The sequence below is a fragment of the Bacillus cereus group sp. MS39 genome, from assembly GCF_040448665.1.
Classification (GTDB): domain Bacteria; phylum Bacillota; class Bacilli; order Bacillales; family Bacillaceae_G; genus Bacillus_A; species Bacillus_A wiedmannii.
This window is the reverse complement of sequence record NZ_CP123058.1, coordinates 3,410,251-3,434,169: the sequence shown is the minus strand read 5'-3', so window position 1 is coordinate 3,434,169 and position 23,919 is coordinate 3,410,251. Positions and strand designations below refer to the sequence as shown.

Below are 23,919 nucleotides of genomic sequence, written 5' to 3'. Positions count from 1 at the left end.
AGAAAATATTTATTGTTTATTATAGCAATAATTTTTAAAGAAAGTATAGACTAACGTCGTAATAATTTGTCAATTTCTTGAATCTTCTCATCAGCTTTCCCAATTTGTGAATTTTTAGCCTGCTCACCACCAAGCGCTTGGTGCAGTAAGAAAGTCTGACCGGAAATAGCAGTCACAATGGATACTTTTATAATTTCTTTTATTAAGGTGACATCGAATAAAACGAGTCCAAGAAGTGCAGCTAAGCTACCAGTGAAAATATCAGTCAAAAACCCAAAGTGGAAAAAAGTTTTCAAACGGCGTGGAAGCAATAACTTGCCTTGGTTATTGATAAGATGGGAAACGAAACCGGTAATGCCACCAACGAGAACAGCAGTTAGCCATTGATACATTTCCATCGAATCCACTCCTTTTAGTGAATAAGATTCGATTCTTTTATATTGATTCCTTTTAATATTTCATAGAAGCATATTGAGAAAGTTTGTTTGGGTTTATTACGTATTCAATTTAATTATAACAGAAAAATCTGATATATTTCAGTCTATTATATGAAGCGGTTATTCCTTAATATGAATGTAGAAAGAGGTGCGTGATATGAATATAGATTATCGAATAAGAAGTGTAGATGGTTATACAAAAAATATAGGGGAATTAGTAAGCATGCTGGAGCATACGAGGGCTGTAACATTACAGGAAATAAACGATCTATCTGTTGAGCAATTAGATTTCATTATGACGAGTGGAGGGAATTCCATCGGAGCGTTACTAAAGCATATAGCAGCTATAGAAAAAGCCCATCAACTTATTTCATTTCAAGAGCGCGACTTTACAAAAGAAGAATTAGAAATATGGGAAGACGGACTGTATTTAGGGGAAGCGGGGAGAACAATCCGTGGTAATGAAATACAGTATTATGTACAACTTCTACAAAGTGTTCGAGAAGAATCTCTGAAGTATTTGAGTGAACAAGATGATGAATGGCTTATGTCAGAAAGAAAGTGGCCTAACGGTGTAGTGCATAACCAACACTATCTGTGGTTTCATGTGCTAGAAGATGAGGTTAGTCACCGTGGACAAATTAGAATGATGAAAAATAAAATATTTGAAAATTGCGTTAAATAAGGTAGCTTTTTAAATGAATATTCCATATAATGAGAGTAATTAAAATGAGAACGGAGTGATGTTTTATGGCGAAAATAACGTATATGAATCATAAACCAAATACAAAGGTGGATGGAAAGGGCGAGACTGTATAAGTGAGCGCACGATCCTTCCGCTTAGCTTAAACTAGGGAGGATATCAATTTGAATCAAAATATTTTAGAATCATTCGGCTGGGATTCTTTTTTTGAAGAACAAGCTGTAGAGAACTTTGAAGTAGGGCGTATTTTACTAGAGCATAAACATATATATCGAATTATTTGTAATGATGGTGAATATATGGCAGAGCTGTCTGGAAAGTTTCGGCATGAAGCAGTAACGAAGGGAGATTATCCAGCGGTTGGTGATTGGGTGTATATAAAGAAAATAGAGAATGAAAAGAAAGCAATTATTCATCGTATTTTTCAAAGAAGAAGCTCTTTTTCTAGACAAGAGGCTGGTAATCGAACGGAAGAACAAGTAATAGCAGCAAATGTAGATTATCTATTTTTAGTAAATGCGCTTAACCATGATTTTAACGTAAGAAGAATAGAACGTTATTTACTATTAGCGTATGAAAGTGGTGCAATGCCTGTTATTGTTTTAACAAAGAGTAGCTTATGTGAAGACGTGGAACAGAAAATTGTTGAAACGGAAGCTGTGGCAATTGGTGTTCCGATCTTCGTCGTTGATAGTTTAAAGCATACTGGTATTGAATCGTTGCAGCAATTTGTTTCTTCAGGAAAAACAATTGCTTTAGTCGGGTCATCGGGGGTTGGAAAATCCACTTTGTTAAATGCACTCATAGGACTTGAAGTAGCAAAAACGGGAGATATTCGTGAGGAAGATAGTAAAGGAAGGCATACGACAACTCATCGTGAATTGTTCCGATTACCGAGTGGTGGTTTAGTTATTGATACTCCGGGTATGAGGGAGCTACAGCTTTGGGAAGGAAGCGATGCAATTCAAACAACATTTTCTGATATTGAAGAATTAGCAAAAACGTGCCGTTTTAGGGATTGTAAACATGAAAATGAGCCAGGGTGCGCAGTGCATAATGCAATTGATAACGGAATTATTACGATAAATCGTTTGCAAAGCTATAAAAAATTACAAAGAGAACTGGCGTATTTTATGAGAAAACAAGATGCTATTCTTGCGAGAGCAGAGCGTGATAAGTGGAAAAAGATTTCTAAACAGCATAAAAAAATATGAAAAGCCAAAGGGTGGTTCCCTTTGGCTTTTTTTGCATTTGTAAATTTTATAATAATATTATTCATATATATAGACAAAGGGAATTTAATTGTTTAAACTTTACAAGGTATTCATCGTAATAGATTATGAAAATAATAATTTAGGGATGGGGAATGTTTACAACTCGCTAGATTTAACTATTGAAATTGAAAAGCAGGAGGTTTGTAATGGGTAGACTATTAAATTGGTTTCGTGATATGAAAGTAGCAAAAAAACTGCTAATTTCGTTTTTTGTCATTTTAATTGCGGCTGTCTCTATTATTGGAGGCATGTCTTATCAAACAGCTAAAAAGAATTTTGAATCACAAATTACGAGCAGTGCTCACGACAATATAAAAATATTAGATAATTTAATCAATCAAATGATTGAGGCGAAATTTAACGATGTAAATAATTTTGCACGAGTGATTCAAGGGAATATGTATCAAGGGGATAATCAAGATGAATTAAGAAAAATGTTATCTCAATATATTAATTTGAATAAAGATGTTGAACAAGTATACGTTGGTGGGAATGATAAGAAATTTGTGCAAGAACCAAATATACAAATGGCAGCAGACTATGATCCAACAGAACGTTCTTGGTATAAAGATGCAGTGGCAAAACAAGGGGGTATTGTCGTTACTGAGCCGTATAAGGCGCAAGGAAATGGACATATTGTCGTAACAATTGCAAAACAAGCAGAAGATAAAAACGGTGTTGTAGCAATAGATTTAAGTTTAGATAATTTATTAAAAACAACAAAGTTAATCAATATCGGTAAAAAGGGATATGCTTTCATTTTAGATGGAAAACAAAAAATAATTGCACATCCTCAAGAAAAATCTGGGGAAAAAGCAGCTGATTCTTGGGCGAAGAAAATTTATGAGGATAACCATGGTGCTTTTTCATATATGTATGATGGCAGCGAAAAACAAATGGTATTTGCTACAAATGTAAAAACAGGTTGGAAAATCGGTGGAACGATGTACTCAAATGAAATAATTGAAGCTGCGCAGCCTGTATTTTATAATATGTTAATTGTTATGTTCATTTCATTAGTTATAGGCGGAGCACTTATTTATTTTGTGACACTTTCTATAACGAAGCCATTAAAAAGATTAGTTGCCACTTCTAAAGAAATAAGTGAGGGAGATTTAACGCAAACAATCGAGATTCATTCTAATGATGAAATTGGCCAACTTGCAAAAGGATTCAATGAGATGACAGATGCATTGCGAACGTTAATTGGAAGAATTAATACTTCGGCTGGACATGTTGCAGCAGCATCAGAAGAGCTAACGGCAAGTGTAAGACAAGCGAGTGAAGCGACTGAGCAAATTACAATGGCAATGGATGAAATATCGAGCGGGGCAACAACGCAAACAACGAGCGTAGAAAATGGTGCAATGTTATTATTTGATGTAACAGAAGGAATTCAGCATGTAGCAAATAGTTCATCATCAATTAGTACCGCTTCTGCTCATACTCGTGAAAAAGCAGAAGATGGCGGGAAACTAGTCGGAAAAACAGTAAATCAAATGCAGTCTATTGCAGAATCTGTTTCACAATCAGATGAAGTTATACAGTTGCTAAATAATAAATCAAAACAAATTGGTGACATACTAGAAGTCATTCAAAATATTGCAGATCAAACGAATCTTCTAGCTTTGAATGCGGCAATTGAAGCTGCAAGAGCAGGAGAGCACGGAAGAGGATTTGCAATTGTTGCAGATGAAGTACGTAAATTGGCGGAGAAGTCTAGTGTATCTTCTAGTGAAATTAGTAAATTAATATGTGAAATACAAGATGACATGAGTAAGACGGTAAAATCTATGGGGCATGTAAATGAAGAAGTTCAATCTGGACTTGTTATTGCGAATGAAACGAAGCAAAACTTTACTGAGATTTTACTATCTACAAATGAAATTGCAGATCAAATTAAAACGATGGTTGAAACGGCTAATGGGATGTCAAGAGGTGCAAATGAAGTGTCTATTTCAGTAGGTCAAATTGCAATGACAGCACAGAACAATGCGACGAGTACTCAAAACGTTGCAGCATCAGCAGAAGAACAACTAGCGTCCATTGAGGAGATTAGTTCGGCGGCTGGTACATTATCTCAAATGGCTGAAGAGTTACAAGGGTTAATTGAAAGATTTAAAGTGTAACAGAGGACAGACTACTCCAAAATAGCAGTATGCGATTTTGGAGTAGTCTGTTTTTATTATGTAACATGAAATGGGATAGAGAGTATTTTTATGATGTTTAAAGGTATATCATGTATAATATTTGTCGAAAAATAGAGGTATTTGTTTGCTTTGTGTATAATTATAATCGTATAAAATGCAAATAAAGGAGATTACTATGGGAGTTTATTGGGGTACCAAAAGACATTCTTGGCTTAGTTATGTCTCATTTTGGTTAAGTATTTCATTTTTTATTGTCTTTTTAATTGAAGTGTTTATTTTAAAAACACTTTCGAATAGTTCGGTGCAAATTGTTAAATATTTTTATTTTATACTTGTACCAGTAAACATCTTTCTTAGTTTAAAGTTACTCTTTAAGAAGAATGAAAAGAAAGCATTACCTATTTTTAGTTTCATTGTATCATTATTATTTACAATTTTAATACTAGTATTAGCGTTAGTAGCTACGGGGAAATTCTTTTAAGGGGAGTGATAAAAGTCACTCTTCTTTTTTGTTATTGTAAGGAAATACTAAGCGGAGGATGGACAAAGAGTGCATTTACTTATGTTTGATATGATTGGAAAGCGTTAGAAGCATATTAAGAAATATAATGAGAGACAATTCATATAATAATGAAGAGAATCAGGTGTTTTACATGCAATTATGAAGCAAATGAATACGGTAAAAACGACGATATATGGTACAATACATATGGATAGTGATAGAGATAAAGGGTATATAAAATACTCATCGTTTTTTAGTAAGAGAGGGGTTATCTTATGCTATACGAGGATTTGATGACATTATTTCAAGCAGCTCCGAAAGAAGAAGGTAGAGGCGGCTGGAAATATATAATCCAGGAACGAAATGATAAATATGAAATTGTTGATGAACTGTTGAAAAATCAAATGAGTGTTGAATTGTATTTTAATGAATATGATGAGGTGAAAATCACTTTATATAAAGATGGAATGCCTATTTCTACTATGCAAAGAATTGCGATTTCAAAAGTTGAATTAGACGAAGAGGAAGAAGGAATTCAATTCGTTTTAGAGCGTATGCCTAGTCGGATGATTCGGTTGCAATTAAAGCCATATTTAGCACTCGAAATGGGGCCGTACTGGGAAGTATGCGATGATTGTGAATGAACATAAAAGAAGCATCCGATAACATGGATGCTTCTTTTATGTTTTTTGAAGTTGTTTAAAAGCAATAATTGGCAGTAAAATGATGCTGACCCATCCAATTATAGGATATAGAATGTGGAGTAATTCACTGTAACCAATGTAACTAAAGCAATAACTAATTAGTAAAATGAAGAAAATAATATTGTTACTTTTCCATCCGGTGATGGATTGCATTTGTTTTGTCATTCCGAACACATTACCAACTAAAGTTGTGAACACTTCACCGAAAATGATAAGAACAAAGAAAAAGTGAAAAGTTGCATTGAATTTTCTTATGACTTCAGCCATTGGGATATTATATTGATAAAATTGATCGACTGATAAAATAGCTAAATGGCTACATAATAAAATTAAAGAAAGTCCTGCACCGCCTAAAATACCGCCCCATAAAATGGCCTTTCGATCCTTTACTTCACTGGCTAACGGGACGAGAACGCTTTGGGCGAGAGAAAGATTTAAGGCGACATATGTAATAGGACTAGTAATCCACTTCATATTCCAGCTTTCTGCAGGAATAGTGTCACTAATAGGAGTTGTACCGTGAAAAAAAGTTGTAATAGCAAGTCCGATAATAAAAATCATCATAATAGGTACGACAAGTGTATTAACTTCAAAAACCCCTTGTAATCCGCGACTACCTATAATCAGACAGGCGATCAATATAATGAAAATACCAAGTTGTCTTGGTAAACGAAGTTGCTCTTCAAATACCGCCCCAGCTCCTGATAACATAACGCTCGTTACACCAAATAATACGAGTAATAATAGTGTGTTTACAACATTGCCAAATACATCCCCAAATAAATATTTGTTAAATTCTTGTGCTGAAAATGCACCGATTTGTGATGAAAGTAACATCATCTTTGTGCCAAGCCAAATAAAAAAAAATCCACTTACACATATGCCAATTGTTCCATATAATCCGTTCACTGTAAAAAATTCAACGATTTCTCGTCCAGTAGCAAATCCAGCTCCAACGACTGTTCCAATATAAGTAGCAGCGACCTTCTTTGCTACTTGCCATTGTTGATTGTCCATGTTATCCCTCTTTCTACTACGATGAGCTTGATTTACTATTATGCATATGTATGAGCTTGGACAATTAGACGTATGAAGTGTTTGAAAACATACATGAATTAAAAGATATTAGGGAAGTATTAAAGGTGTTAAAACTTTGTTACATATGAGCCAATCGTTCGAAAGGATAGGAAATGTATGGTAACATGTAACTAGGTTATGAAAAGATAAACATTATGAAATGATAAGAGGAGTGGATTGTATGAGTACGAAAACAAATGTTGTTGAAGTATTAAACAAGCAGGTAGCAAACTGGAATGTGTTATATGTAAAACTACATAATTATCACTGGTATGTGACAGGACCACACTTCTTTACGTTACATGAGAAATTTGAAGAGTTTTACAATGAAGCTGGAACAAATATTGATGAATTAGCAGAACGTATTTTAGCGTTGGAAGGTAAACCGCTAGCGACAATGAAAGAATATCTTGCAACATCTAGTGTGAGTGAAGGGACAAGCAAGGAATCTGCAGAAGAAATGGTGCAAACATTAGTGAATGATTACTCTGCACTTATTCAAGAATTAAAAGAAGGTATGGAAGTTGCTGGCGAAGCTGGCGATGAAACATCAGCAGACATGTTGTTAGCGATTCATACAACATTAGAACAACATGTATGGATGCTAAGTGCGTTCTTAAAATAAATATAAGTATATTAAGAAAAAAGTCGTTGAAAAATTCGTTCAATGGCTTTTTTTGTCATTTTTCAGTTTTCTTTTATGCTATAATATAGTAAAAAGGAGGCGATGCAATGTTTCGCTTTTTCAGAACTGGAAAAGAAGAGCGTGAAATTACGAAAGATGAATTAGAACAAGCGATGGCTAAGTTTCTAGAAACGAATGCTAATATCGTTTATACAGTATTAGTAAATGATGATTATACAGTAAATTATGATTTGTTAAAGCCGTATTTACTTGCATTTCCAACAAATAGTTTTCTTATTACGAAGGAAACGCTTGAGGTATTTGAACATACAGAAGAAAATCTAAACCTAGTTAAAGAAATTGATATCGTACAAAAAGCAGTAGATCAGTACGTAACAGAAAAAGAAATGTTTCCACTTGTTGAAGGTAGTGAAGAGCGTCTTATATGCGGGATAAAATTAGGACCATATTTGAAGCGTATATTAAAAAGAGACCTATATATTTCAGAAAAACATTATTTAGTTTCAAGTAAACCGGACAGAAAAAAACAAAAGAGTGGGTAGATGTATTGAGAACAACAATAAATATATTGTTGTCTTTTTTTGTTTTTAAAAATATTGATTTTTCTGTTTATTAAACTTTATACTAAACTTATTGGACGAAGAGAAGTAATGATTAAGTATTGTTAGCGTGAGTTATATACAGTGATTACAGAATGGTATAAAGGTTTGAGAAATAAATATTATAAAAGATTACGGGGGAATGGGTGTATGGAAAATAGTATGACTTACATTCAATTATTAAATGAAACGTTACATTGTTACACAAATAAAGGGAGTTTGGAAGCGTACACTTATATAATGGAGCATGCTAAAGGTGTAGTGGGGAATAAAGCGCAAATATATAATTTTAAATATGCGCTAGCGAGTGCAGCGGGGCTTGAAGAAGAAGCGTTACAGATAATGAAGGAAGCTATTATGGACAATGGATTTTGGTACGGAAATGAGTATTTAATTTCGGACGATGATTTAACACCACTACATAAATTTGAAGAGTTTCATAAAATGGTTCAATTATGTAAAGAAAGAGAAGAATTAGCAAAGAAAACAGAACGAGCAGACGTGAAATATTTAGACAGCAATAAAGAAGGAAAACTATTTATTGCAATGCACGGGGATCAAGAAAATATAGAAATAATAGAACCATATTGGAAATCTGTTTTGACACAAGATTATACGTTAGCTTTACCACAATCTTCGCAAATTCAGTTTTCAGATGGATTTGTTTGGGACGATATACATAGAGGGAAAGAAGAATTAAAAGAGCATTACGTTACGTTTATAGAAAATCATACAGTAGAAAGTGTAATAATTGGTGGTTTTTCTGCTGGCGCAAGAGTAGCTTTGTATACAATTTTACAAAAAGATATAGATGTAGATGGTTTTATTTTTGTGGCGCCGTGGCTTCCAGAGATTGAAGAATGGAATGAGTTGTTGGGAGTGCTACAGAATAAAAATATAAAGGGATATATAGTGTGCGGGGATCAAGATGAAGATTGTTTCGAATGTACGCAGCAATTTGTACAATTATTAAGAGATAAGAATATAGAACATGAGTTTAAAGTTGTACCCAATTTAAATCATGATTATCCTAAGGGTTTTGATGAACTATTAAAAGAAGCTATTGAATATATAGACGACAAAAATAATAAGTAGTAAAAAAGGGAGATGCATCATAATTGATGTATCTCCCTTTTGTCATTATAAATGAAAAGCATTTGCTAGTAAGCGATAAGAATTCAATTTATCTTCAAATCGATGAGTAATTGTGACAATCATAAATTCATCAGTATTGTACGCTTTGCTTAAGTTTACGATTTGTTCTTTCACAGAAGATGGATCACCGACGATCATACGTTGACGATTTTCTTTTATACGGAATAAATCATAAGCGCTGTATGAATAATTTTGTGCAGTTTCGATAGAAGGAGTACCAGTTGTACGCTTTCCTTGTTCTAGTAATAAGATTGATAAATCTAAACTAGAAGCAATTTTTTCCGCCTCTTCATTCGTTTCTCCGCAAATAACAAAAATAGAGACGATTGATTTTGGTTTATCTCCTAAATAAGAAGGTTGGAACTGTTCTTGATAAGCATTCATTACTTCAGGGCCACCGTATCCGTTAATGAACTGTGCGAATGCAAAAGAAGCACCTTGTTTTGCGGCAATCATTGCACTCTCTCCGCTAGAACCAAGCATCCACATCTCGGGAGATGTTGGAATGACAGGAGTAGCCTTTAAATTTGCATAATGATGGTTTTCTGGTACTTGATCATGTAAGTACATTGCAACATCTGCAATTTGTTCTGGGTATTGATCAAGTGAGACCATTTTGCCTTCTTGAAGTGCGCGAGTTGCAATTGGCATACCACCAGGTGCTCTGCCGACACCAAGATCAATACGATTTGGATAAAGCGCTTCTAAAACACGGAAATTCTCAGCCACTTTATATGGGCTATAGTGTGGCAACATAACACCACCTGAACCCACTCTCATACGATCTGTTTTTGCTGCAATATGTGAAATAAGTATTTCAGGACTTGAACCAGCAAGGCTGACAGAATTGTGATGCTCAGATACCCAAAAACGTGTGAATCCTAATTTTTCAACTTCTTGTGCAAGTGTAACTGTATGTGAAAAAGCTTGGGCTGCTGTACTACCATCTGAAATAGGGGATTGGTCTAACACACTTAATTTGATCATAGAATATACCTCGCAATCTTAATGTACATCCTATTATATATTTACTTACGAAAAATGCGTAATAAAATGCTCAAAATAAAAAATGGATAAACCACTTATCCACTTTTAACGAGGAAAGCCTCGTTCATAATGATTCATTTCGACTAAATTTAATATATATTCGTAGTTATCAATCTCAAGTTTTAGTTGTTCACGCTCTTTTTTAGATAGTTGTTTACTACTAAGTTTGTTGCATAGTTGGTGTTTCTTTCCTTCTAAATACTTCTTTGTAGCGTTGTAGTCGTAAGTTTGTTTCATTTTCAACCACTCCTTCTTTGCCGTTGCTATATTATACGAAGCGTGATGAGGTGTGAAAGCTAACTCTTATGTACTTTTAGTGAATATTTCACTTGCTATGTTGTTATGTTTATAGGAATTTATGAATAAAATGCACTAAACCACTAATTCCCATTTTATCCCGCATTAACGGGGAGTAAAACTCCCCATAAATGCCCGATTGGTTCAACTAATAATCAGTGGAGGAAGAATCTCCCGCTAATTATAGTTTCACTTTATGAAGTAAGGGGTGGAATTGTGCAGAAAGATATAATGTATAACACTGAGATGGATGAAGTGTTGAAAGTTATAAATAAAGGGTTAAAGAAGACGACTCGTCCGAAGCAAATTATAGTAGTAGGAGCCGGTATGGCTGGGTTGGTTTCGGCGTCTTTGTTAAAAACTGCAGGACATGAAGTGAAGATTTTTGAAGCAAACAACCGGGTAGGTGGTCGTATAGAAACGATTAGAATGGAAGATACCGGATTATATTTGGATGTTGGAGCAATGAGGATTCCGTATTCGCACACATTAACGATGGCATATATAAGAAAATTTGGGCTACAGGTAAGCCCTTTTATTAATAGAAATGAGACAGATATCGTTTATGTAAATGGCCGAAAAACGACATTAAAACAATATGAAAAAGATCCAAGTATATTAAAGTATCCTGTGGAAATGAATGAAGTCGGGAAAACGTCAGAGGAGCTATTATTACTAGCAGTGCAGCCTATTATAAATTTTATAAAAAAGAACCCAGAGAAAAATTGGGATATAGTAGTAAAGGATTTTGGGAGATACTCTACAGGACAATTTTTAAAGTATCATCCTTATCAATATAATACTTACTTTTCACCAGTAACAATCGAGATGATCGGTGTTTTATTAGATTTAGAAGGTTTTTTGGAAAGGTCATTTGTTGAGACGTTACGCTTTTTATATATTATGCAAGAGGAGAGTGGCTTTTGTGAAATAGTAGGAGGGAATGATAGATTACCAAAGTCATTTTTACCACAATTAGAAGAAAATATTATATATAATCAAAAACTAATGAAGCTACAACAACACGATAATGGTGTAACAGCTTTTTATCGAAACGAGGAAACTTTTGAATATAGTAGTATTACAGGGGATTTAGTTATTATTACAATTCCATTTTCGACAATGCGCTTTGTGGAAGTAGATCCATTTGATTCTATATCTCATGAAAAATGGAAAGCAATTCGTGAATTGCATTATATGCCAGCAACGAAAATAGGAATTCAATTTAAAAGTCGATTTTGGGAAAAGCAAGGACAATTAGGTGGCAGAATTATAACGGATTTGCCAATTCGTTACGCTTATTATCCAAGTCACGGAATTGGAGAGAAAGGCCCTGCTATGATGTTAGGAAGCTATACATGGTCTTATGATGCGTTGTTATGGGATGGGTTATCAAAAGGTGATCGTATTTATTACACACTACAAAATTTAGCGACAATACTAGGCGGTCAAGTATATGATGAGTTCATGTCTGGCATATCAAAAAGTTGGACATTGGATCCATATGCACTTGGAGGGTTTGCGCTATTTCAGGCAGGGCAAGAATCTGAGCTACAACCAGCGATTATAAAACCAGAGGGGAGATTATACTTTGCAGGTGATCATACAACGTTATATCACGGATGGATACAAGGTGCAATTGAATCTGGAGTTCGTGTAGCGGTAGAGGTAAATGATTAAAACGTGTAAAATTCAGAAATTTCTTTACTGTATGGTTTGAGATGGATATTATTATATATAAAAGAATTAAAAGGAGTGTTGAAAGTGAATCCGTTATTATTCGATTTTCCTTCTGAATTTTATACTGATAGGCTATTTATTCGAATGCCGAAACCGGGTGACGGTAAAGCTGTATACGATGCAATTCAAGCTTCTATGAAAGAATTAAAACCTTGGATGGTTTTTGCACAAAAAGAGCAAACAGAGGAAGAAGTAGAAGTGAGCATTAGAAAATCGCATATTCAATTTTTGCAGCGTGAGGATTTAAGATTACTAGTTTTTTCGAAAGAAACAGGTGAATTTATTGCATCAGCTGGATTGCATCGTATTAATTGGGATATACCTCAATTTGAAATTGGGTATTGGATTGATTCAAGGTTTAGTGGAAAGGGTTATATGGTAGAGGCTGCAAAGGGTATAACGGATTATGCTTTTTCTGAGCTGAAAGCAAACCGCGTAGAAATTCGATGTGATTCTTTAAATAAGAAGAGTAGAGCGATACCTGAGAAATTAGGATTTAAGTTAGAAGGTACATTGGAAAGTGCGAGTGTAGCGGTAGATGGAAATGGGTTAAGGGATATGTGTGTATTTGCCATGACTAGAAATACATATGAAAAAGAAGAGCTGTAAAGAAACAGCTCTTCTTTTTGTGTATTATGGTACAGGATGTCCATTAGAGCTTTCGAAAATTGTAAACCATTGTTGACGATCTAAATTAACTTTTGTAGCAAGAGCGGCTGTTTTAACACGATCTAGTTTACCAGATCCAACGATTGGCATCATGTTAGCTGGATGAGCAAGCAGCCATGCATACATAACTGTATCGATGCTAGTAACATTTAGTTCAGTGGCAACCTTTTGTAACGTTTCACGTACACGTATGGCACGTTCTGATTGACCAGTAAAGATTTCTCCGCCAGCAAGAGGCGACCAAATCATAGGATTGATTCGCTTTTCTTGGCATAAATCAATTGTCCCTTTTTCGAAATGTTCAAGCTGCATCGCAGATACTTCAATTTGATTTGTAATGAGCGGGAAATCTAAATAAGAACTTAACATATTAAACTGTGAAGGTAAAAAGTTAGATACACCGAAGTGACGGACTTTTCCTTCTTGCTTTAAGCGTGAGAACGCTTCTGCTACTTCATTTGGATCCATAAATGGATCAGGGCGATGAATGAGCAGTACATCAATATAATCTGTATGTAAGTTTTGTAATGAGTCTTCCGCGCTTTTTATTATATGTTCAGCACTAGTATTGTAGTGCGCAACATATCGCTCTGGAAATTTTGGTGATGGGGGAGCGATTCCACATTTTGTGATAATTTGCATGTCTTCGCGTAAGGAAGGCTTGAGTTGTAACGCTTCTCCAAATAATCCTTCACACGTATAGCCGCCATAAATATCAGCATGATCGAAAGTAGTAATTCCCATATCCATACAAGCTTCCGTAAAAGAAAGTAACTCATGCTTTGTCATATTCCATTCTGCTAAACGCCAAAAACCTTGAATAATACGAGAAAATTCTAGTGTTTCGGCCATTTGAACTCGTTCCATTATAAGTACCTCCTTGATGAATGAATCATTTTTTGAAAAGGCTTTCTTGCTACATATTATTATATAGTTACAGTATCGTACATACAACAAATATGTTTTGCTACAAAAACGATTTTCTCTATATGCTATAATGTAGAAACATATAGCTATAAGGAGATGTAATGGATGATTCCAGTAACAATATTAACGGGTTTTCTAGGGTCAGGAAAAACGACATTATTAAATCGTATTTTATCAGAGAATCACGGTCAGAAATTAGCAGTGATCGTAAATGAAATAGGGCAAATTGGTATTGATAATCAGTTGATTATGAATGTAGAAGAAGAGATTATGGAGATGACGAATGGATGTTTATGTTGTACTGTACGTGAAGATTTACTCGTCGCTTTAAAACAATTACTGGACGTAAAAGCAGAAGGGAAAATGGATTTTGATGGATTAGTAATTGAAACGACTGGTCTTGCAAATCCAGGTCCGATTATTCAAACATTCTTTCTAGATCCTGTTATTCAATCTGCATACCAAATTAACGGCGTTGTAACAGTAGTAGATAGTTATCATATACATAAACATTTTGAAAAAGGACTAGAAGCAAAGGAACAAATTGCATTTGCTGATGTCGTTTTAGTAAATAAATTAGATTTAGTGGGTGAAAGTGAAAAGGAAAATCTCTTGCAGGAACTGCAAGGTATTAACCCAACTGCAAAGTTAATCGAGGCGACTAACTGTGATGTGGATATTCAATCGTTACTACAAATTCAGACGTTTAAAACGAAAGATACGTTACAAATTTATCCCCATACAGAGCATAATCATCTAGAAGGTGTAAAATCGTTTGTACTGCGTGAAGAACGTCCGTTAGATTTACAAAAACTAAATGAATGGATGTCAGCTGTCGTTCAAGAACTAGGTGAATATTTATATCGCTACAAAGGAATTTTATCGATTGATGGAGTAGATAAACGTATCGTTTTCCAAGGTGTGCATACATTGTTTGCTGCATCATACGATAGAGAGTGGCAAGAGGGCGAAGAACGAGTAAGTGAAGTCGTGTTTATCGGAAAAGATATTAATAAAGAATGGTTCCAAGAACATTTTGAGGAGTGTGTGAAATAAGTCTGCATATATTGCAGGCTTATTTTTTGGAATTAACTAAGTACCCTATGGAAAAATGCTAGATTGCAAAAGACGAAGGATAATAAAAAGCCCGTTTTCACAGGCTTGTATGTTCATCTAATAGTAACTCCATTACAACACCTACAACTGGACCTTCGTCATCAATATCACCATTTAAACGGAAACCAAATGACTCGTATAATCCCATTGCGAGTTTGTTGTCTGGATGTAAACTTAAATAAATTATTTTACATTCAAATTTATCTTGTAAGAATTGAATGAGTATGCGAAGGAAACGTTTTGCGTATCCTTTTCCTTGATATTGCTCGTCAATCATAAAGCGATCTAACCACACACTTTTACGTTTTTCCCAATACCATCCATACATTGCGTATCCTACTAGTGTTTCTCCATCATATAAACCTACTGACGTTCCGTTTCCCTCATATAATGCTTCTGCTAGAGAAAACGCATTGCTTTCAATAAATTGCTGCTGGTCTTTTGCGACGTTTAAAGCAGCTACCGAACGCCAATTTTTTGCTGTAACTTCACAAATGTGAAGAGTCATAATTCCAACTCACCTTCTAAATTAATATAGCTTAAAAGCTAATATGGATAATTTTACTTGTTATTTTGGTCAAGTCAAGTAAGAACAAATAAAAAAGAAGCTGAATGACATATTCAGCTTCTTTTAAAAATTTGATTAGTTAGTAGCTTCTTTTAATGTATTTACGTTTTCTTCCATTAAAGTGAAGTAATCTTTATTATTTTTCGCATCGTCTTCAGAAATAGTAGCTAAGTGATTTAAGCGTAAAATTTTTGTACCCGTCTCTTTTTGAATTACGGACGCTACCTTTGGTGTAGAGAATGTTTCAAATAAAATATATTGTAGATTATGTTCTTTTACTGTTTTTGTAATGTCAGCAAGCTGTTTTTGAGATGGTTCATCAGAAGCTGAAATACCAGCGATAGCAATTTGTTTCAGGCCATAGCGTTGTTCCCAGTATCCATAAGCTGCGTGAGAAACTAAAATATCTTTCGTTTTTGCATTCGCAACTGCTGCTTTAAATTGATCGTCTAAATCAGTAAATTTTGTTTGAAGTGCTGCGAAGTTTTTTTCGAACTCTTGTTTATGATCAGGTTGTAATTCTACAAGTGCATTTTTAATTTTTTCTGCCTGTTTCATTGCTAAAGTAGGATCTAACCAAATGTGTGGGTCTTTATCGTGATGATGTTCATCCTCTTTATGACCGTCTCCGTGATCATGATGCTCTTCTTCAGTAGAAGTACGCAGTTCAATACCTTTTGATGCATTTACAATTTTAACATTTTCTTTTTGTAATGCTTTTTCCATTTTTTCAGCAAATGGTTCTAATTCAGCACCGTTATAAACGAATAAATCTGCTTTTGCAACTTGTACTGTTTGTTTTTGACTTGGTTCAAATGTATGTGAATCTGCACCAGGTGGGTAAATCGCTTCAACAGTTACATAGTCGCCACCAATTTTTTTTGCAAAATCTGCAAGAGGAAAAATAGTAGTATAAACAGTTAGCTTTCCGTCTTTCTTGGCATTACCTTCTTTTTTATTTGAGCAGCCAGTAAAAATTAAAGTGAAAATAAGTAAGAATGAAAATATAGTCAATCTTTTAGGCATGAAGTTCTCCTCTTTTCTTTTTTTACGGATATATTTTCCCCAATTATAGAAGAAAAATATCATTTTAATGCAAAACGGAATAATTACGTTTTAGTTTGCGAACTTAGTATAATACATCTTTTATAAAGTTGCAATAAATAATAATCATTCCGATTTGTTTTTGTTATAAAGTTGTCAAATTTGGATGTATTATTTTTAGGAATGCATGCATATGTGACAACGCTACGTTCATATATTTGAAAGGAGGGTGTAGAGGGGGATGAGTGTTTGGGTTACTTAATGGAAGCTATTTTATTGATATTAGCGGTAGTATTACCATTAGCATTAGTCTTAATTTTTTTAAGAAGATTAATAAGTAATTTAGGAGATGCATCAACAGTAACAAAATTGCGAGAGAAAGATGAGAAAAAAGAGTGAGTAAAGCACTATGCGTACGCATAGTGCTTTACTTGTGGTAAAATGAGAGCAGGAAACTCCTAAAAGTTGTATTTTACTGAAGGAGAGAAAAGTAAAATAAGAGGTATATGCATATATGAATAAGCGAACAGCGTTAGTACTTGGTGCAAGTGGTTTAGTTGGACAAGAGATAACGCGTCTATTACTTGAATCAGATTACTACGATTCGGTTACTATTTTTGTAAGGGAACCAATGCAATGGCAACATGAAAAGTTACAGCAAAAGCAAATAGATTTTTCGATGTTAGAGGAATATAAAGAGTTTTTTGCTGTAGATGACGTATTTAGTTGTCTAGGAACAACAATCAAAAAAGCAAAAACAAAGGCAAATTTCAAAAAGGTAGATTATGAATATACGTTACGAGCTGCTTGTTTAGCTGAAAAACAAGGGGTACAAAATTTCCTTGTTGTGTCTTCAATGGGAGCAAAACCTAAATCGTTTTTCTTTTATTCGCAAGTTAAAGGGAGAATGGAAGAGGAATTACAAAAGTTAGTCATTGGTGGTATTCACATTTTTAGGCCATCTTTATTAGTAGGAAATCGACAAGAATTTCGTTTCGGTGAACGAATGGCTGAAAAGTTATCTCGTATCATTCCTTTTATATTTAAAGGGGCTTTCAAAAAGTATAAACCTATTTCAGCTAAAGATGTGGCGAAAGGAATGTATATAACTGCATTGCGAGAAGAATCGGGTATCCATATTTATAATTCAAATGAAATTACAACGATAGAATAAATAAAACCGAGAAGAATGACTTCTCGGTTTTATTTATTTGTAATGATTTTCCCCGGTGCTCGTTTGTATTGATACGGTTCTTCTAACTCAAAGCTAAGTTCATTGGCGGCTATTCTTGGAAAGTAAGGATTGCGAAGTAACTCACGTCCGATAAAAATTAAATCTGCTTCGTTATTATTTAAAATTTGTTCTGCCTGTACTCCAGTCGTAATCAAACCAACAGCCCCAGTTGCAATGTTAGCATGTTCTTTAATATGTTTAGCATATTGCACTTGATACCCGGGATATACATCGATGTGTGCCGGAACAACAGCTCCAGAACTACAATCAATTAAATCTACTCCTTGTTCTTTCATCCAGTTTGTATATGGAACGTAATCTTGAACCGTTAAACCGTCAGGATGATAATCGTTTGCTGAAATACGAACAAATAACGGTCCGTTCCAAACTTCATTTATTGAGTCAATGATTTCACGTAAGAAACGATAGCGATTTTCAGGTGAACCTCCATATTCATCAGTCCGTTTATTAGAAAGTGGAGAAAGAAATTCATTAATAAGATAACCGTGAGCGCCGTGTATTTCAATAACGTCAAATCCAGCTTGTTTGGATCGCATTGCAGCCTCTTGAAAAGCTAATATGGTCTTTTTTATTTGCTGTATACTCATTTCTACTGGGATTTTCATAGTTTCATTAAACGGAATTGCGGATGGAGCGAGAGCATCCGTTTTTAATTCAGCTTTTCTTCCGGCGTGAGCAAGTTGAATGGCGGCTTTTGCGCCGTTATCATGTATAAAAGTTGTCGTTTTATGTAAGCCTTCAATTAGGCTATCATCCCATATACCTAGGTCTTTATTAGAAATTCTTCCTTCAGGTAACACGGCTGTTGCTTCGATCATAACTAAACCAACTTGACCAGCAGCTCTTGTTCCGTAATGAACGTGATGGAAATTAGTTACTTGGCCATCCTCGTTTTCTGATGAATACATGCACATAGGTGACATAACGATACGGTTTTTTAATGTAACGTCCTTAATTGTATAAGGTGAAAAAAGTTCAGAATTCATCCAATAGCCTCCTAGATTTAATTTTCTTACATTTTATCATTCTTGTTTTTGTTTCCCTAATAAAACGCTTATACGAAAAATTTTTTCTATTCGTGTTACAATAATTAATATGAATTGAATTGGAGGATGACATATGTACCAGGCTTATTATGAAAGTGAATTAGGCTTGCTGGAAATTACAGCGAACGATAAAGGAATTACGTCTGTTATATTTGTTGATGAGAGACAAGAAGAACATAAAAATGAAATGATAGATCAATGTATAAATGAGCTAGATGAATATTTTAAGGGGAAAAGAAGAGAGTTTACGGTCCCACTGTCTGCTGAGGGAACAGCATTTCAAAAAAATGTATGGGATGTGCTCTATACTATCCCTTATGGCGTAAGTGCTTCATATTTAGATATTGCAGAGAAGGTCGGAAATACGAAAGCTGTACGAGCGATAGGAGGAGCAAATAGTCGTAATCCAATTTCAATTATCGTTCCGTGTCATCGTGTAATAGGAAAGAGCGGGAAGCTTGTTGGGTATGCGGGCGGTTTATGGAGGAAAGAGTGGTTATTAAATCACGAAGGTATTTTGAAATGACGTATGGATGGGAAGAGGGATTGTTTTGAAATGTATAAATTGTGGGCAAATTTGCGAGGGAGATCGGTTGAATTGTGAAAGTTGCCAGCGGACTTTGCATACTGAACAAGGTGAAGGATGCTCGCTAATAGACAAGGAATTAGAAGTATATGTAGGTAGACAATATCGGTATTACAAAAGGAAATGGGAACTTGAGGATAAGCGGATTGCTAGGTGGAGCTGGAATGGTTGGGCTGCTATTTTCAATGTGGGTTGGCTTGGATATCGTAAGTATTATGTACCTGCAGCATTATTTTTACTGTTATTAGTAGCATGTGATGCGTTTTCTTATTATATGGGCTTCAACGTAGCATTACCAATCATTAATATGGTGCCTCTTACGTTTCTGTTACTCATTTTTATTCTGTTTGGGATGGGGATTTTTGCAAATGGATTATATTATCAATTTGCAGAAAGACGTATATATCGAATAAAAGCACGGGGAATTCAAGATGCATCGGTTGAAAACTATCTCATTCGTGATAGTGGTGGAACGAGTAATGTAGGAGCGACAATCGTTACGATTTTAGCGGTTGCTAGTATCTTTTTCAGCCATTTCTTTTTCCCGACAGATCGAGATATTATTCAAAAAGTTCGTACAAGCTCGCTTTATGAATATCCGTTCTTTTCCATTGGTGAATCGTTTGAAAGTTACTTTAGAAATCCAGGTTGGATATATTATCGTGGAACGGAAGGATTAGAATTAGTAGAATTCCAAGGGGTTAGTCCTGATATGCCAAGGAAGAAGGTGAAAATCCAATTTGTTGTTGATTATAAATTGGGTGAGATTGAGCCGTACTCACTTACGATTAACGGCGAATCTAAAAATGAGGAAGAATTTTTGAAGATAATGGACGAAATATTTAAAGTTCAAAACCCATTTGATATAGAGGATGGATTACAAGTAAAAGAAATAGAAAAAGAAGTGGATAGAAGAGTGTTCTATCAGCTTCTTTTTTTACTGTACAAAAATAATATTTGAAATAATCTGAATCTTTTGTATAATAATATATATTATACTGGCTTTCATTTATACATATAGATTGGGGGAAGGAAGAATGAAAAGAAAAGTAACAATGATTGCTGCAGTTGCATTATCGACTAGTGTATTAGTTGCAGGTTGCGGAAATGGGGAGAAGGCATCTACAACGAAGAAAGAAGCAGGTAAGGGAGCAGCAGAGAAGCAAGTATTAAACTTACTAGAAACAGCAGAAATTCCTTCAATGGATACGTCAAAATCAACAGACTCTGTATCATTCCGTGCTTTTGTAAATGCAATGGAAGGGTTATATCGTTTAGATAAGGATAATAAACCAACTCCAGGTATGGCAAAAGATGTGAAGGTTAGTGAGGATAAAAAGACATATACATTTGAATTACGAGACGCAAAGTGGTCTAATGGTGATCCAGTTCGAGCGCAAGACTTTGTTTATGCATGGCAACGCGCATTAGATAAAGCAACGGCTGCAGAGTATGCATTTATTTTATTTGATGTGAAAAATGCACAGAAAGTAAATAAAGGAGAATTACCGCTAGATCAATTAGGAGTGAAAGCGAAGGATGATAAAACGTTAGTAGTAGAATTAGAACAGCCAGCACCATATTTCCTTGAGCTTACTTCATTCCCTACATTTTTCCCTTTAAATGAAAAATATGTGAAAGAACAAGGGGATAAATATGCATTAGAAGCAGATAAACTATTATACAATGGACCATTTACGATGAGTGAATGGAAACATGAAAGAAGTTATCAGTTAAAGAAAAACCCTAATTATTGGGATAAAGATACTGTGAAGTTAGAAGAAATTAATGTAAATATTGTGAAGGAAACGAGCACGGGAGTAAATTTATATGATAGTGATCAAGCGGACCGTGTTATTTTAAGTTCTGAATTTGTTGATAAATATAAAAAGAATAAGCCAGATGAATTTAAAACGAAGTTAGATCCACGTATGTATTTCTTGCGCTTTAACCAAAAAAATGCAACGTTCAAAAACCAAAAAGTTCGTGAAGCGATTGATCTGGCATATGATAAAAAAGGAATTGCAAATGTTATTTTAAATGACGGATCATTACCAGCATATTTCTTAGTACCTGAAAAATTTACGACAGGACCAGATGGGAAAGATTTCCGTTCTGTAAATAAAAATTTCCGTGATAGTAAAGACAATGCAGAAAAAGCAAAAAAATTATGGGAAGAGGCGAAGAAAGAACTTGGCCAAGATACAATTACAGTAGAATTTCTAAATGATGATAACGGTAGCCGTAAAAAAGTGGGCGACTTTATTAAAGAAGAGTTAGAGAAGAATTTACCTGGTATTAAAGTGAATTTGAAACAACAACCATATAAGCAGAAGCTAGAGTTAGAAAAGAAATTTGAATATGAATTCTCATTATCAGCATGGAGTCCGGACTATCCAGATCCAATGACTTATATTGATATGTTTGTTACTGGAAGTTCATTTAATGAAATGGATTATTCTAACCCGAAGTATGATGATTTAGTAGCGAAATCAAAAGGAGAGCTATTAAAAGATGATAAAGCACGCTGGAATGCACTTGCAGAAGCTGAAAAAATCTTAATTGGTCAAGATGCTGCCATTTCTCCTACGTACCAACAAAGTACGGCTTACTTAGAGAAACCATACGTAAAAGGTATTGCGAATCATACGTTTGGTGGGGACTTCAGTTATAAATGGGCATATGTTACAAAGAAATAGTATAATAAAAGATAAGTGAATTTTCACTTATCTTTTATTTGTATAGGAGGAATTAGAGTTGGTAAAGGGAATCAATCATCTTTGTTTTTCAGTGTCTAATTTAGAAAAATCTATTACATTTTACGAAAAAGTACTAGAAGGAGAATTATTAGTTAAAGGGAGAAAACTTGCATATTTTAATATATGTGGGGTATGGGTAGCACTTAATGAAGAAACACATATTCCGAGAAATGAGATTCATCAATCTTATACGCATATTGCGTTTTCAGTTGAACAGAAAGACTTTGAACGTCTACTGCAGAGATTAGAAGAAAACGATGTTCATATTTTACAAGGAAGAGAACGAGATGTAAGGGATTGTGAGTCTATATATTTTGTTGATCCAGACGGCCATAAGTTTGAATTTCATTCAGGGACATTGCAAGACCGACTTAATTATTATAGGGAAGATAAACCTCATATGACATTTTACTAAGGGGAGAAGAAGTTGCATGTGCTAGTAATTGGTGGAACAGGAATGCTAAAGAGAGTTTCTATGTGGCTTTGTGAGCAAGGGTTTCATGTTTCCATTATTGGAAGAGATGAAGGGAAATTAGAAAATGTTAAGCGAGAGAGTGCTACACCAGAAAGTATCACATGCCTTCCGTTAGATTATCATAATGATGAAGATGTAAAGTTAGCTATTAAACGTACAATTGAGAGGAATGGCCCAATAACATTAGTTGTCGCATGGATACACGCAAGCGCAAAGGATGCGTTATCACTCATTTGTAAAGAATTAGACTTGTCGTCTGAAACATACAACGTTTTTCATATTTTAGGTAGTAAAGCGTCGCGTATACCCGCACAAAAAATAGGTGGTACGCGATGTAGCTACCATAGAATAATATTAGGTTTTATATTAGAAGATACATACGGGAGATGGCTTACCTATGAAGAAATATCGGATGGGGTAATAAAAGGAATTGAGAGTAAATGTGATGAATGGATTGTAGGACGAGTAGAACCGTGGGAATTGCGGCCAACATGGTAAGGGGGAATGTGAAATGAAAACAACTGTATATGTAACAAGGCACGGTGAGACGGAATGGAATGTAGCGAAACGAATGCAAGGGCGGAAAAATTCTGCTTTAACTGAAAATGGTATGTTACAAGCAAAGCAATTAGGAGACCGAATGAAAGATTTATCTATCCATGCGATCTATAGTAGTCCAAGTGAAAGAACCCTACATACTGCAGAGTTAATAAAGGGCGATCGTGATATACCGATAATCGCGGATGAGCATTTCTATGAAATTAACATGGGTGAATGGGAAGGACAGACAATTGATGATATAGAAAGCCAATACCCAGACGAAATACAGTTATTTTGGTATGAGCCACATCTTTTTCAATCCACATCAGGAGAAAATTTTGAGGCTGTTCAAAATAGGGTAATGGAGGGGATACAGTTCCTTTTAGAAAAGCATAAAGGAGAAAGTATATTAATTGTCTCCCATGCGGCAGCGGCAAAATTACTTGTAGGACATTTTGCGGGTATTGAAATAGAAAATGTATGGGATGATCCATTTATGCATAGTGCTAGTCTTAGTATAATAGAATTTGAAGAAGGAAAAGGTGCAGTGAAGCAATTTGCAGATATAAGTCATTTTCAATAAACGTAAAAAAGGCCGCAAAA

Annotated in this window: 27 protein-coding genes; 19 read left to right on the top strand and 8 right to left on the bottom strand. The window is 34.7% G+C overall.

What is annotated here, in order from left to right; all coding sequences use genetic code 11:
* Positions 1–50: 50 nt before the first annotated feature.
* On the bottom strand, positions 51–398 hold the full coding sequence (locus tag QEP67_RS17990; RefSeq protein WP_000426319.1) for a DUF4257 domain-containing protein: 348 nt from the start codon (positions 396–398) through the stop codon (positions 51–53).
* Between the two features lie 196 nt (positions 399–594).
* Here QEP67_RS17990 and QEP67_RS17985 point away from each other — a divergent pair, with 196 nt between their 5' ends.
* The 5 genes from QEP67_RS17985 (at position 595) to QEP67_RS17965 (ending at position 5,710) form a co-directional block, all read left to right on the top strand.
* Positions 595–1,122: a DinB family protein gene (locus QEP67_RS17985; RefSeq protein WP_001018111.1), complete on the top strand. Its 528-nt coding sequence runs from the start codon at positions 595–597 to the stop codon at positions 1,120–1,122.
* A gap of 182 nt (positions 1,123–1,304) precedes the next feature.
* A complete protein-coding gene (gene rsgA / locus QEP67_RS17980) occupies positions 1,305–2,354 on the top strand; it encodes a ribosome small subunit-dependent GTPase A (protein WP_001073065.1) in 1,050 nt (349 codons plus the stop codon).
* 206 nt (positions 2,355–2,560) lie between these two features.
* Positions 2,561–4,543: a methyl-accepting chemotaxis protein gene (locus QEP67_RS17975; RefSeq protein WP_064056297.1), complete on the top strand. Its 1,983-nt coding sequence runs from the start codon at positions 2,561–2,563 to the stop codon at positions 4,541–4,543.
* A gap of 196 nt (positions 4,544–4,739) precedes the next feature.
* Entirely contained in the window at positions 4,740–5,045 is a 306-nt protein-coding gene (locus QEP67_RS17970; RefSeq protein WP_000539573.1) for a hypothetical protein, read from the top strand.
* Between the two features lie 296 nt (positions 5,046–5,341).
* Positions 5,342–5,710, top strand: a complete 369-nt coding sequence (locus QEP67_RS17965; RefSeq protein WP_000965083.1) for a DUF3979 family protein — start codon at positions 5,342–5,344, stop codon at positions 5,708–5,710.
* Positions 5,711–5,746: 36 nt separating this feature from the next.
* Here QEP67_RS17965 and QEP67_RS17960 read toward each other — a convergent pair whose 3' ends face one another.
* Positions 5,747–6,787 (bottom strand): membrane protein, encoded by a 1,041-nt coding sequence (locus QEP67_RS17960; protein ID WP_000370199.1) that lies wholly within the window; start codon positions 6,785–6,787, stop codon positions 5,747–5,749.
* Positions 6,788–7,028: 241 nt separating this feature from the next.
* Here QEP67_RS17960 and QEP67_RS17955 point away from each other — a divergent pair, with 241 nt between their 5' ends.
* The 3 genes from QEP67_RS17955 to QEP67_RS17945 all read left to right on the top strand — a co-directional run bounded on the left by QEP67_RS17955 (position 7,029) and on the right by QEP67_RS17945 (position 9,187).
* The gene (locus QEP67_RS17955; RefSeq protein WP_000105195.1) at positions 7,029–7,472 is read left to right on the top strand and encodes a Dps family protein; all 444 of its coding nucleotides are present in this window, start codon (positions 7,029–7,031) and stop codon (positions 7,470–7,472) included.
* A 107-nt stretch (positions 7,473–7,579) separates the two neighbouring features.
* Positions 7,580–8,035 (top strand): DUF3939 domain-containing protein, encoded by a 456-nt coding sequence (locus QEP67_RS17950; RefSeq protein WP_000488201.1) that lies wholly within the window; start codon positions 7,580–7,582, stop codon positions 8,033–8,035.
* 207 nt (positions 8,036–8,242) lie between these two features.
* Positions 8,243–9,187, top strand: a complete 945-nt coding sequence (locus QEP67_RS17945) for a hypothetical protein (protein ID WP_000431769.1) — start codon at positions 8,243–8,245, stop codon at positions 9,185–9,187.
* 45 nt (positions 9,188–9,232) lie between these two features.
* Here the strand turns inward: QEP67_RS17945 and QEP67_RS17940 are convergent, their stop codons facing one another.
* Both QEP67_RS17940 and QEP67_RS17935 read right to left on the bottom strand, forming a co-directional pair.
* Complete coding sequence (locus tag QEP67_RS17940; protein WP_000594048.1) at positions 9,233–10,234, bottom strand: LLM class flavin-dependent oxidoreductase; 1,002 nt, start codon at positions 10,232–10,234, stop codon at positions 9,233–9,235.
* A 105-nt stretch (positions 10,235–10,339) separates the two neighbouring features.
* On the bottom strand, positions 10,340–10,531 hold the full coding sequence (locus QEP67_RS17935; protein WP_000815501.1) for a DUF3896 family protein: 192 nt from the start codon (positions 10,529–10,531) through the stop codon (positions 10,340–10,342).
* A 276-nt stretch (positions 10,532–10,807) separates the two neighbouring features.
* On the opposite strand from QEP67_RS17935, the gene QEP67_RS17930 reads away from it, so the two are divergent.
* Together QEP67_RS17930 and QEP67_RS17925 are read left to right on the top strand one after the other, a co-directional pair.
* On the top strand, positions 10,808–12,271 hold the full coding sequence (locus QEP67_RS17930; RefSeq protein ID WP_001168150.1) for a flavin monoamine oxidase family protein: 1,464 nt from the start codon (positions 10,808–10,810) through the stop codon (positions 12,269–12,271).
* Positions 12,272–12,355: 84 nt separating this feature from the next.
* Positions 12,356–12,940, top strand: a complete 585-nt coding sequence (locus QEP67_RS17925) for a GNAT family N-acetyltransferase (protein ID WP_001068733.1) — start codon at positions 12,356–12,358, stop codon at positions 12,938–12,940.
* 24 nt (positions 12,941–12,964) lie between these two features.
* Here the strand turns inward: QEP67_RS17925 and QEP67_RS17920 are convergent, their stop codons facing one another.
* A complete protein-coding gene (locus QEP67_RS17920; RefSeq protein ID WP_000442780.1) occupies positions 12,965–13,867 on the bottom strand; it encodes an aldo/keto reductase in 903 nt (300 codons plus the stop codon).
* Between the two features lie 165 nt (positions 13,868–14,032).
* Here QEP67_RS17920 and QEP67_RS17915 point away from each other — a divergent pair, with 165 nt between their 5' ends.
* A complete protein-coding gene (locus tag QEP67_RS17915) occupies positions 14,033–14,983 on the top strand; it encodes a GTP-binding protein (protein ID WP_000613442.1) in 951 nt (316 codons plus the stop codon).
* Between the two features lie 97 nt (positions 14,984–15,080).
* On the opposite strand, the gene QEP67_RS17910 is transcribed toward QEP67_RS17915, so the two are convergent.
* The gene (locus QEP67_RS17910) at positions 15,081–15,551 is read right to left on the bottom strand and encodes a GNAT family N-acetyltransferase (protein WP_000172415.1); all 471 of its coding nucleotides are present in this window, start codon (positions 15,549–15,551) and stop codon (positions 15,081–15,083) included.
* A gap of 135 nt (positions 15,552–15,686) precedes the next feature.
* Entirely contained in the window at positions 15,687–16,637 is a 951-nt protein-coding gene (locus QEP67_RS17905) for a metal ABC transporter substrate-binding protein (protein ID WP_001126160.1), read from the bottom strand.
* A gap of 267 nt (positions 16,638–16,904) precedes the next feature.
* Here QEP67_RS17905 and QEP67_RS17900 point away from each other — a divergent pair, with 267 nt between their 5' ends.
* Together QEP67_RS17900 and QEP67_RS17895 are read left to right on the top strand one after the other, a co-directional pair.
* Positions 16,905–17,054 (top strand): hypothetical protein, encoded by a 150-nt coding sequence (locus QEP67_RS17900; protein WP_000540925.1) that lies wholly within the window; start codon positions 16,905–16,907, stop codon positions 17,052–17,054.
* A gap of 115 nt (positions 17,055–17,169) precedes the next feature.
* Positions 17,170–17,829 (top strand): oxidoreductase, encoded by a 660-nt coding sequence (locus QEP67_RS17895; protein WP_001042748.1) that lies wholly within the window; start codon positions 17,170–17,172, stop codon positions 17,827–17,829.
* Between the two features lie 29 nt (positions 17,830–17,858).
* On the opposite strand, the gene namA is transcribed toward QEP67_RS17895, so the two are convergent.
* Entirely contained in the window at positions 17,859–18,896 is a 1,038-nt protein-coding gene (gene namA, locus QEP67_RS17890) for an NADPH dehydrogenase NamA (RefSeq protein WP_001083630.1), read from the bottom strand.
* A 133-nt stretch (positions 18,897–19,029) separates the two neighbouring features.
* Here namA and QEP67_RS17885 point away from each other — a divergent pair, with 133 nt between their 5' ends.
* From QEP67_RS17885 to QEP67_RS17860, 6 genes are all read left to right on the top strand, one after another.
* Entirely contained in the window at positions 19,030–19,482 is a 453-nt protein-coding gene (locus tag QEP67_RS17885; protein WP_000283889.1) for a methylated-DNA--[protein]-cysteine S-methyltransferase, read from the top strand.
* Positions 19,483–19,489: 7 nt separating this feature from the next.
* Positions 19,490–20,503 carry a DUF2628 domain-containing protein gene (locus QEP67_RS17880; RefSeq protein WP_081113510.1) on the top strand — a complete coding sequence of 338 codons (1,014 nt, stop codon included), beginning with the start codon at positions 19,490–19,492 and terminating at the stop codon, positions 20,501–20,503.
* Between the two features lie 76 nt (positions 20,504–20,579).
* Positions 20,580–22,241 carry a peptide ABC transporter substrate-binding protein gene (locus tag QEP67_RS17875; RefSeq protein WP_000824537.1) on the top strand — a complete coding sequence of 554 codons (1,662 nt, stop codon included), beginning with the start codon at positions 20,580–20,582 and terminating at the stop codon, positions 22,239–22,241.
* A 58-nt stretch (positions 22,242–22,299) separates the two neighbouring features.
* Positions 22,300–22,716 carry a FosBx1 family fosfomycin resistance bacillithiol transferase gene (gene fosB / locus QEP67_RS17870; protein ID WP_000238418.1) on the top strand — a complete coding sequence of 139 codons (417 nt, stop codon included), beginning with the start codon at positions 22,300–22,302 and terminating at the stop codon, positions 22,714–22,716.
* Between the two features lie 12 nt (positions 22,717–22,728).
* Positions 22,729–23,274 carry a short-chain dehydrogenase gene (locus tag QEP67_RS17865; RefSeq protein WP_000558346.1) on the top strand — a complete coding sequence of 182 codons (546 nt, stop codon included), beginning with the start codon at positions 22,729–22,731 and terminating at the stop codon, positions 23,272–23,274.
* Positions 23,275–23,287: 13 nt separating this feature from the next.
* The gene (locus QEP67_RS17860; RefSeq protein ID WP_000859187.1) at positions 23,288–23,899 is read left to right on the top strand and encodes a phosphoserine phosphatase 1; all 612 of its coding nucleotides are present in this window, start codon (positions 23,288–23,290) and stop codon (positions 23,897–23,899) included.
* Positions 23,900–23,919: the final 20 nt, after the last annotated feature.

What these genes read in the sequence shown, in the direction of transcription:
- QEP67_RS17990 (WP_000426319.1), bottom strand. Translation starts at nt 398, where the DNA reads ATGGAAATGTATCAATGGCTAACTGCTGTTCTCGTTGGTGGCATTACC.
- QEP67_RS17985 (WP_001018111.1), top strand. Translation starts at nt 595, where the DNA reads ATGAATATAGATTATCGAATAAGAAGTGTAGATGGTTATACAAAAAAT.
- QEP67_RS17975 (WP_064056297.1), top strand. Translation starts at nt 2,561, where the DNA reads ATGGGTAGACTATTAAATTGGTTTCGTGATATGAAAGTAGCAAAAAAA.
- QEP67_RS17970 (WP_000539573.1), top strand. Translation starts at nt 4,740, where the DNA reads ATGGGAGTTTATTGGGGTACCAAAAGACATTCTTGGCTTAGTTATGTC.
- QEP67_RS17965 (WP_000965083.1), top strand. Translation starts at nt 5,342, where the DNA reads ATGCTATACGAGGATTTGATGACATTATTTCAAGCAGCTCCGAAAGAA.
- QEP67_RS17960 (WP_000370199.1), bottom strand. Translation starts at nt 6,787, where the DNA reads ATGGACAATCAACAATGGCAAGTAGCAAAGAAGGTCGCTGCTACTTAT.
- QEP67_RS17955 (WP_000105195.1), top strand. Translation starts at nt 7,029, where the DNA reads ATGAGTACGAAAACAAATGTTGTTGAAGTATTAAACAAGCAGGTAGCA.
- QEP67_RS17950 (WP_000488201.1), top strand. Translation starts at nt 7,580, where the DNA reads ATGTTTCGCTTTTTCAGAACTGGAAAAGAAGAGCGTGAAATTACGAAA.
- QEP67_RS17945 (WP_000431769.1), top strand. Translation starts at nt 8,243, where the DNA reads ATGGAAAATAGTATGACTTACATTCAATTATTAAATGAAACGTTACAT.
- QEP67_RS17940 (WP_000594048.1), bottom strand. Translation starts at nt 10,234, where the DNA reads ATGATCAAATTAAGTGTGTTAGACCAATCCCCTATTTCAGATGGTAGT.
- QEP67_RS17935 (WP_000815501.1), bottom strand. Translation starts at nt 10,531, where the DNA reads ATGAAACAAACTTACGACTACAACGCTACAAAGAAGTATTTAGAAGGA.
- QEP67_RS17920 (WP_000442780.1), bottom strand. Translation starts at nt 13,867, where the DNA reads ATGGAACGAGTTCAAATGGCCGAAACACTAGAATTTTCTCGTATTATT.
- QEP67_RS17915 (WP_000613442.1), top strand. Translation starts at nt 14,033, where the DNA reads ATGATTCCAGTAACAATATTAACGGGTTTTCTAGGGTCAGGAAAAACG.
- QEP67_RS17910 (WP_000172415.1), bottom strand. Translation starts at nt 15,551, where the DNA reads ATGACTCTTCACATTTGTGAAGTTACAGCAAAAAATTGGCGTTCGGTA.
- QEP67_RS17905 (WP_001126160.1), bottom strand. Translation starts at nt 16,637, where the DNA reads ATGCCTAAAAGATTGACTATATTTTCATTCTTACTTATTTTCACTTTA.
- QEP67_RS17895 (WP_001042748.1), top strand. Translation starts at nt 17,170, where the DNA reads ATGAATAAGCGAACAGCGTTAGTACTTGGTGCAAGTGGTTTAGTTGGA.
- namA (WP_001083630.1), bottom strand. Translation starts at nt 18,896, where the DNA reads ATGAATTCTGAACTTTTTTCACCTTATACAATTAAGGACGTTACATTA.
- QEP67_RS17885 (WP_000283889.1), top strand. Translation starts at nt 19,030, where the DNA reads ATGTACCAGGCTTATTATGAAAGTGAATTAGGCTTGCTGGAAATTACA.
- QEP67_RS17880 (WP_081113510.1), top strand. Translation starts at nt 19,490, where the DNA reads ATGGGAAGAGGGATTGTTTTGAAATGTATAAATTGTGGGCAAATTTGC.
- QEP67_RS17875 (WP_000824537.1), top strand. Translation starts at nt 20,580, where the DNA reads ATGAAAAGAAAAGTAACAATGATTGCTGCAGTTGCATTATCGACTAGT.
- QEP67_RS17860 (WP_000859187.1), top strand. Translation starts at nt 23,288, where the DNA reads ATGAAAACAACTGTATATGTAACAAGGCACGGTGAGACGGAATGGAAT.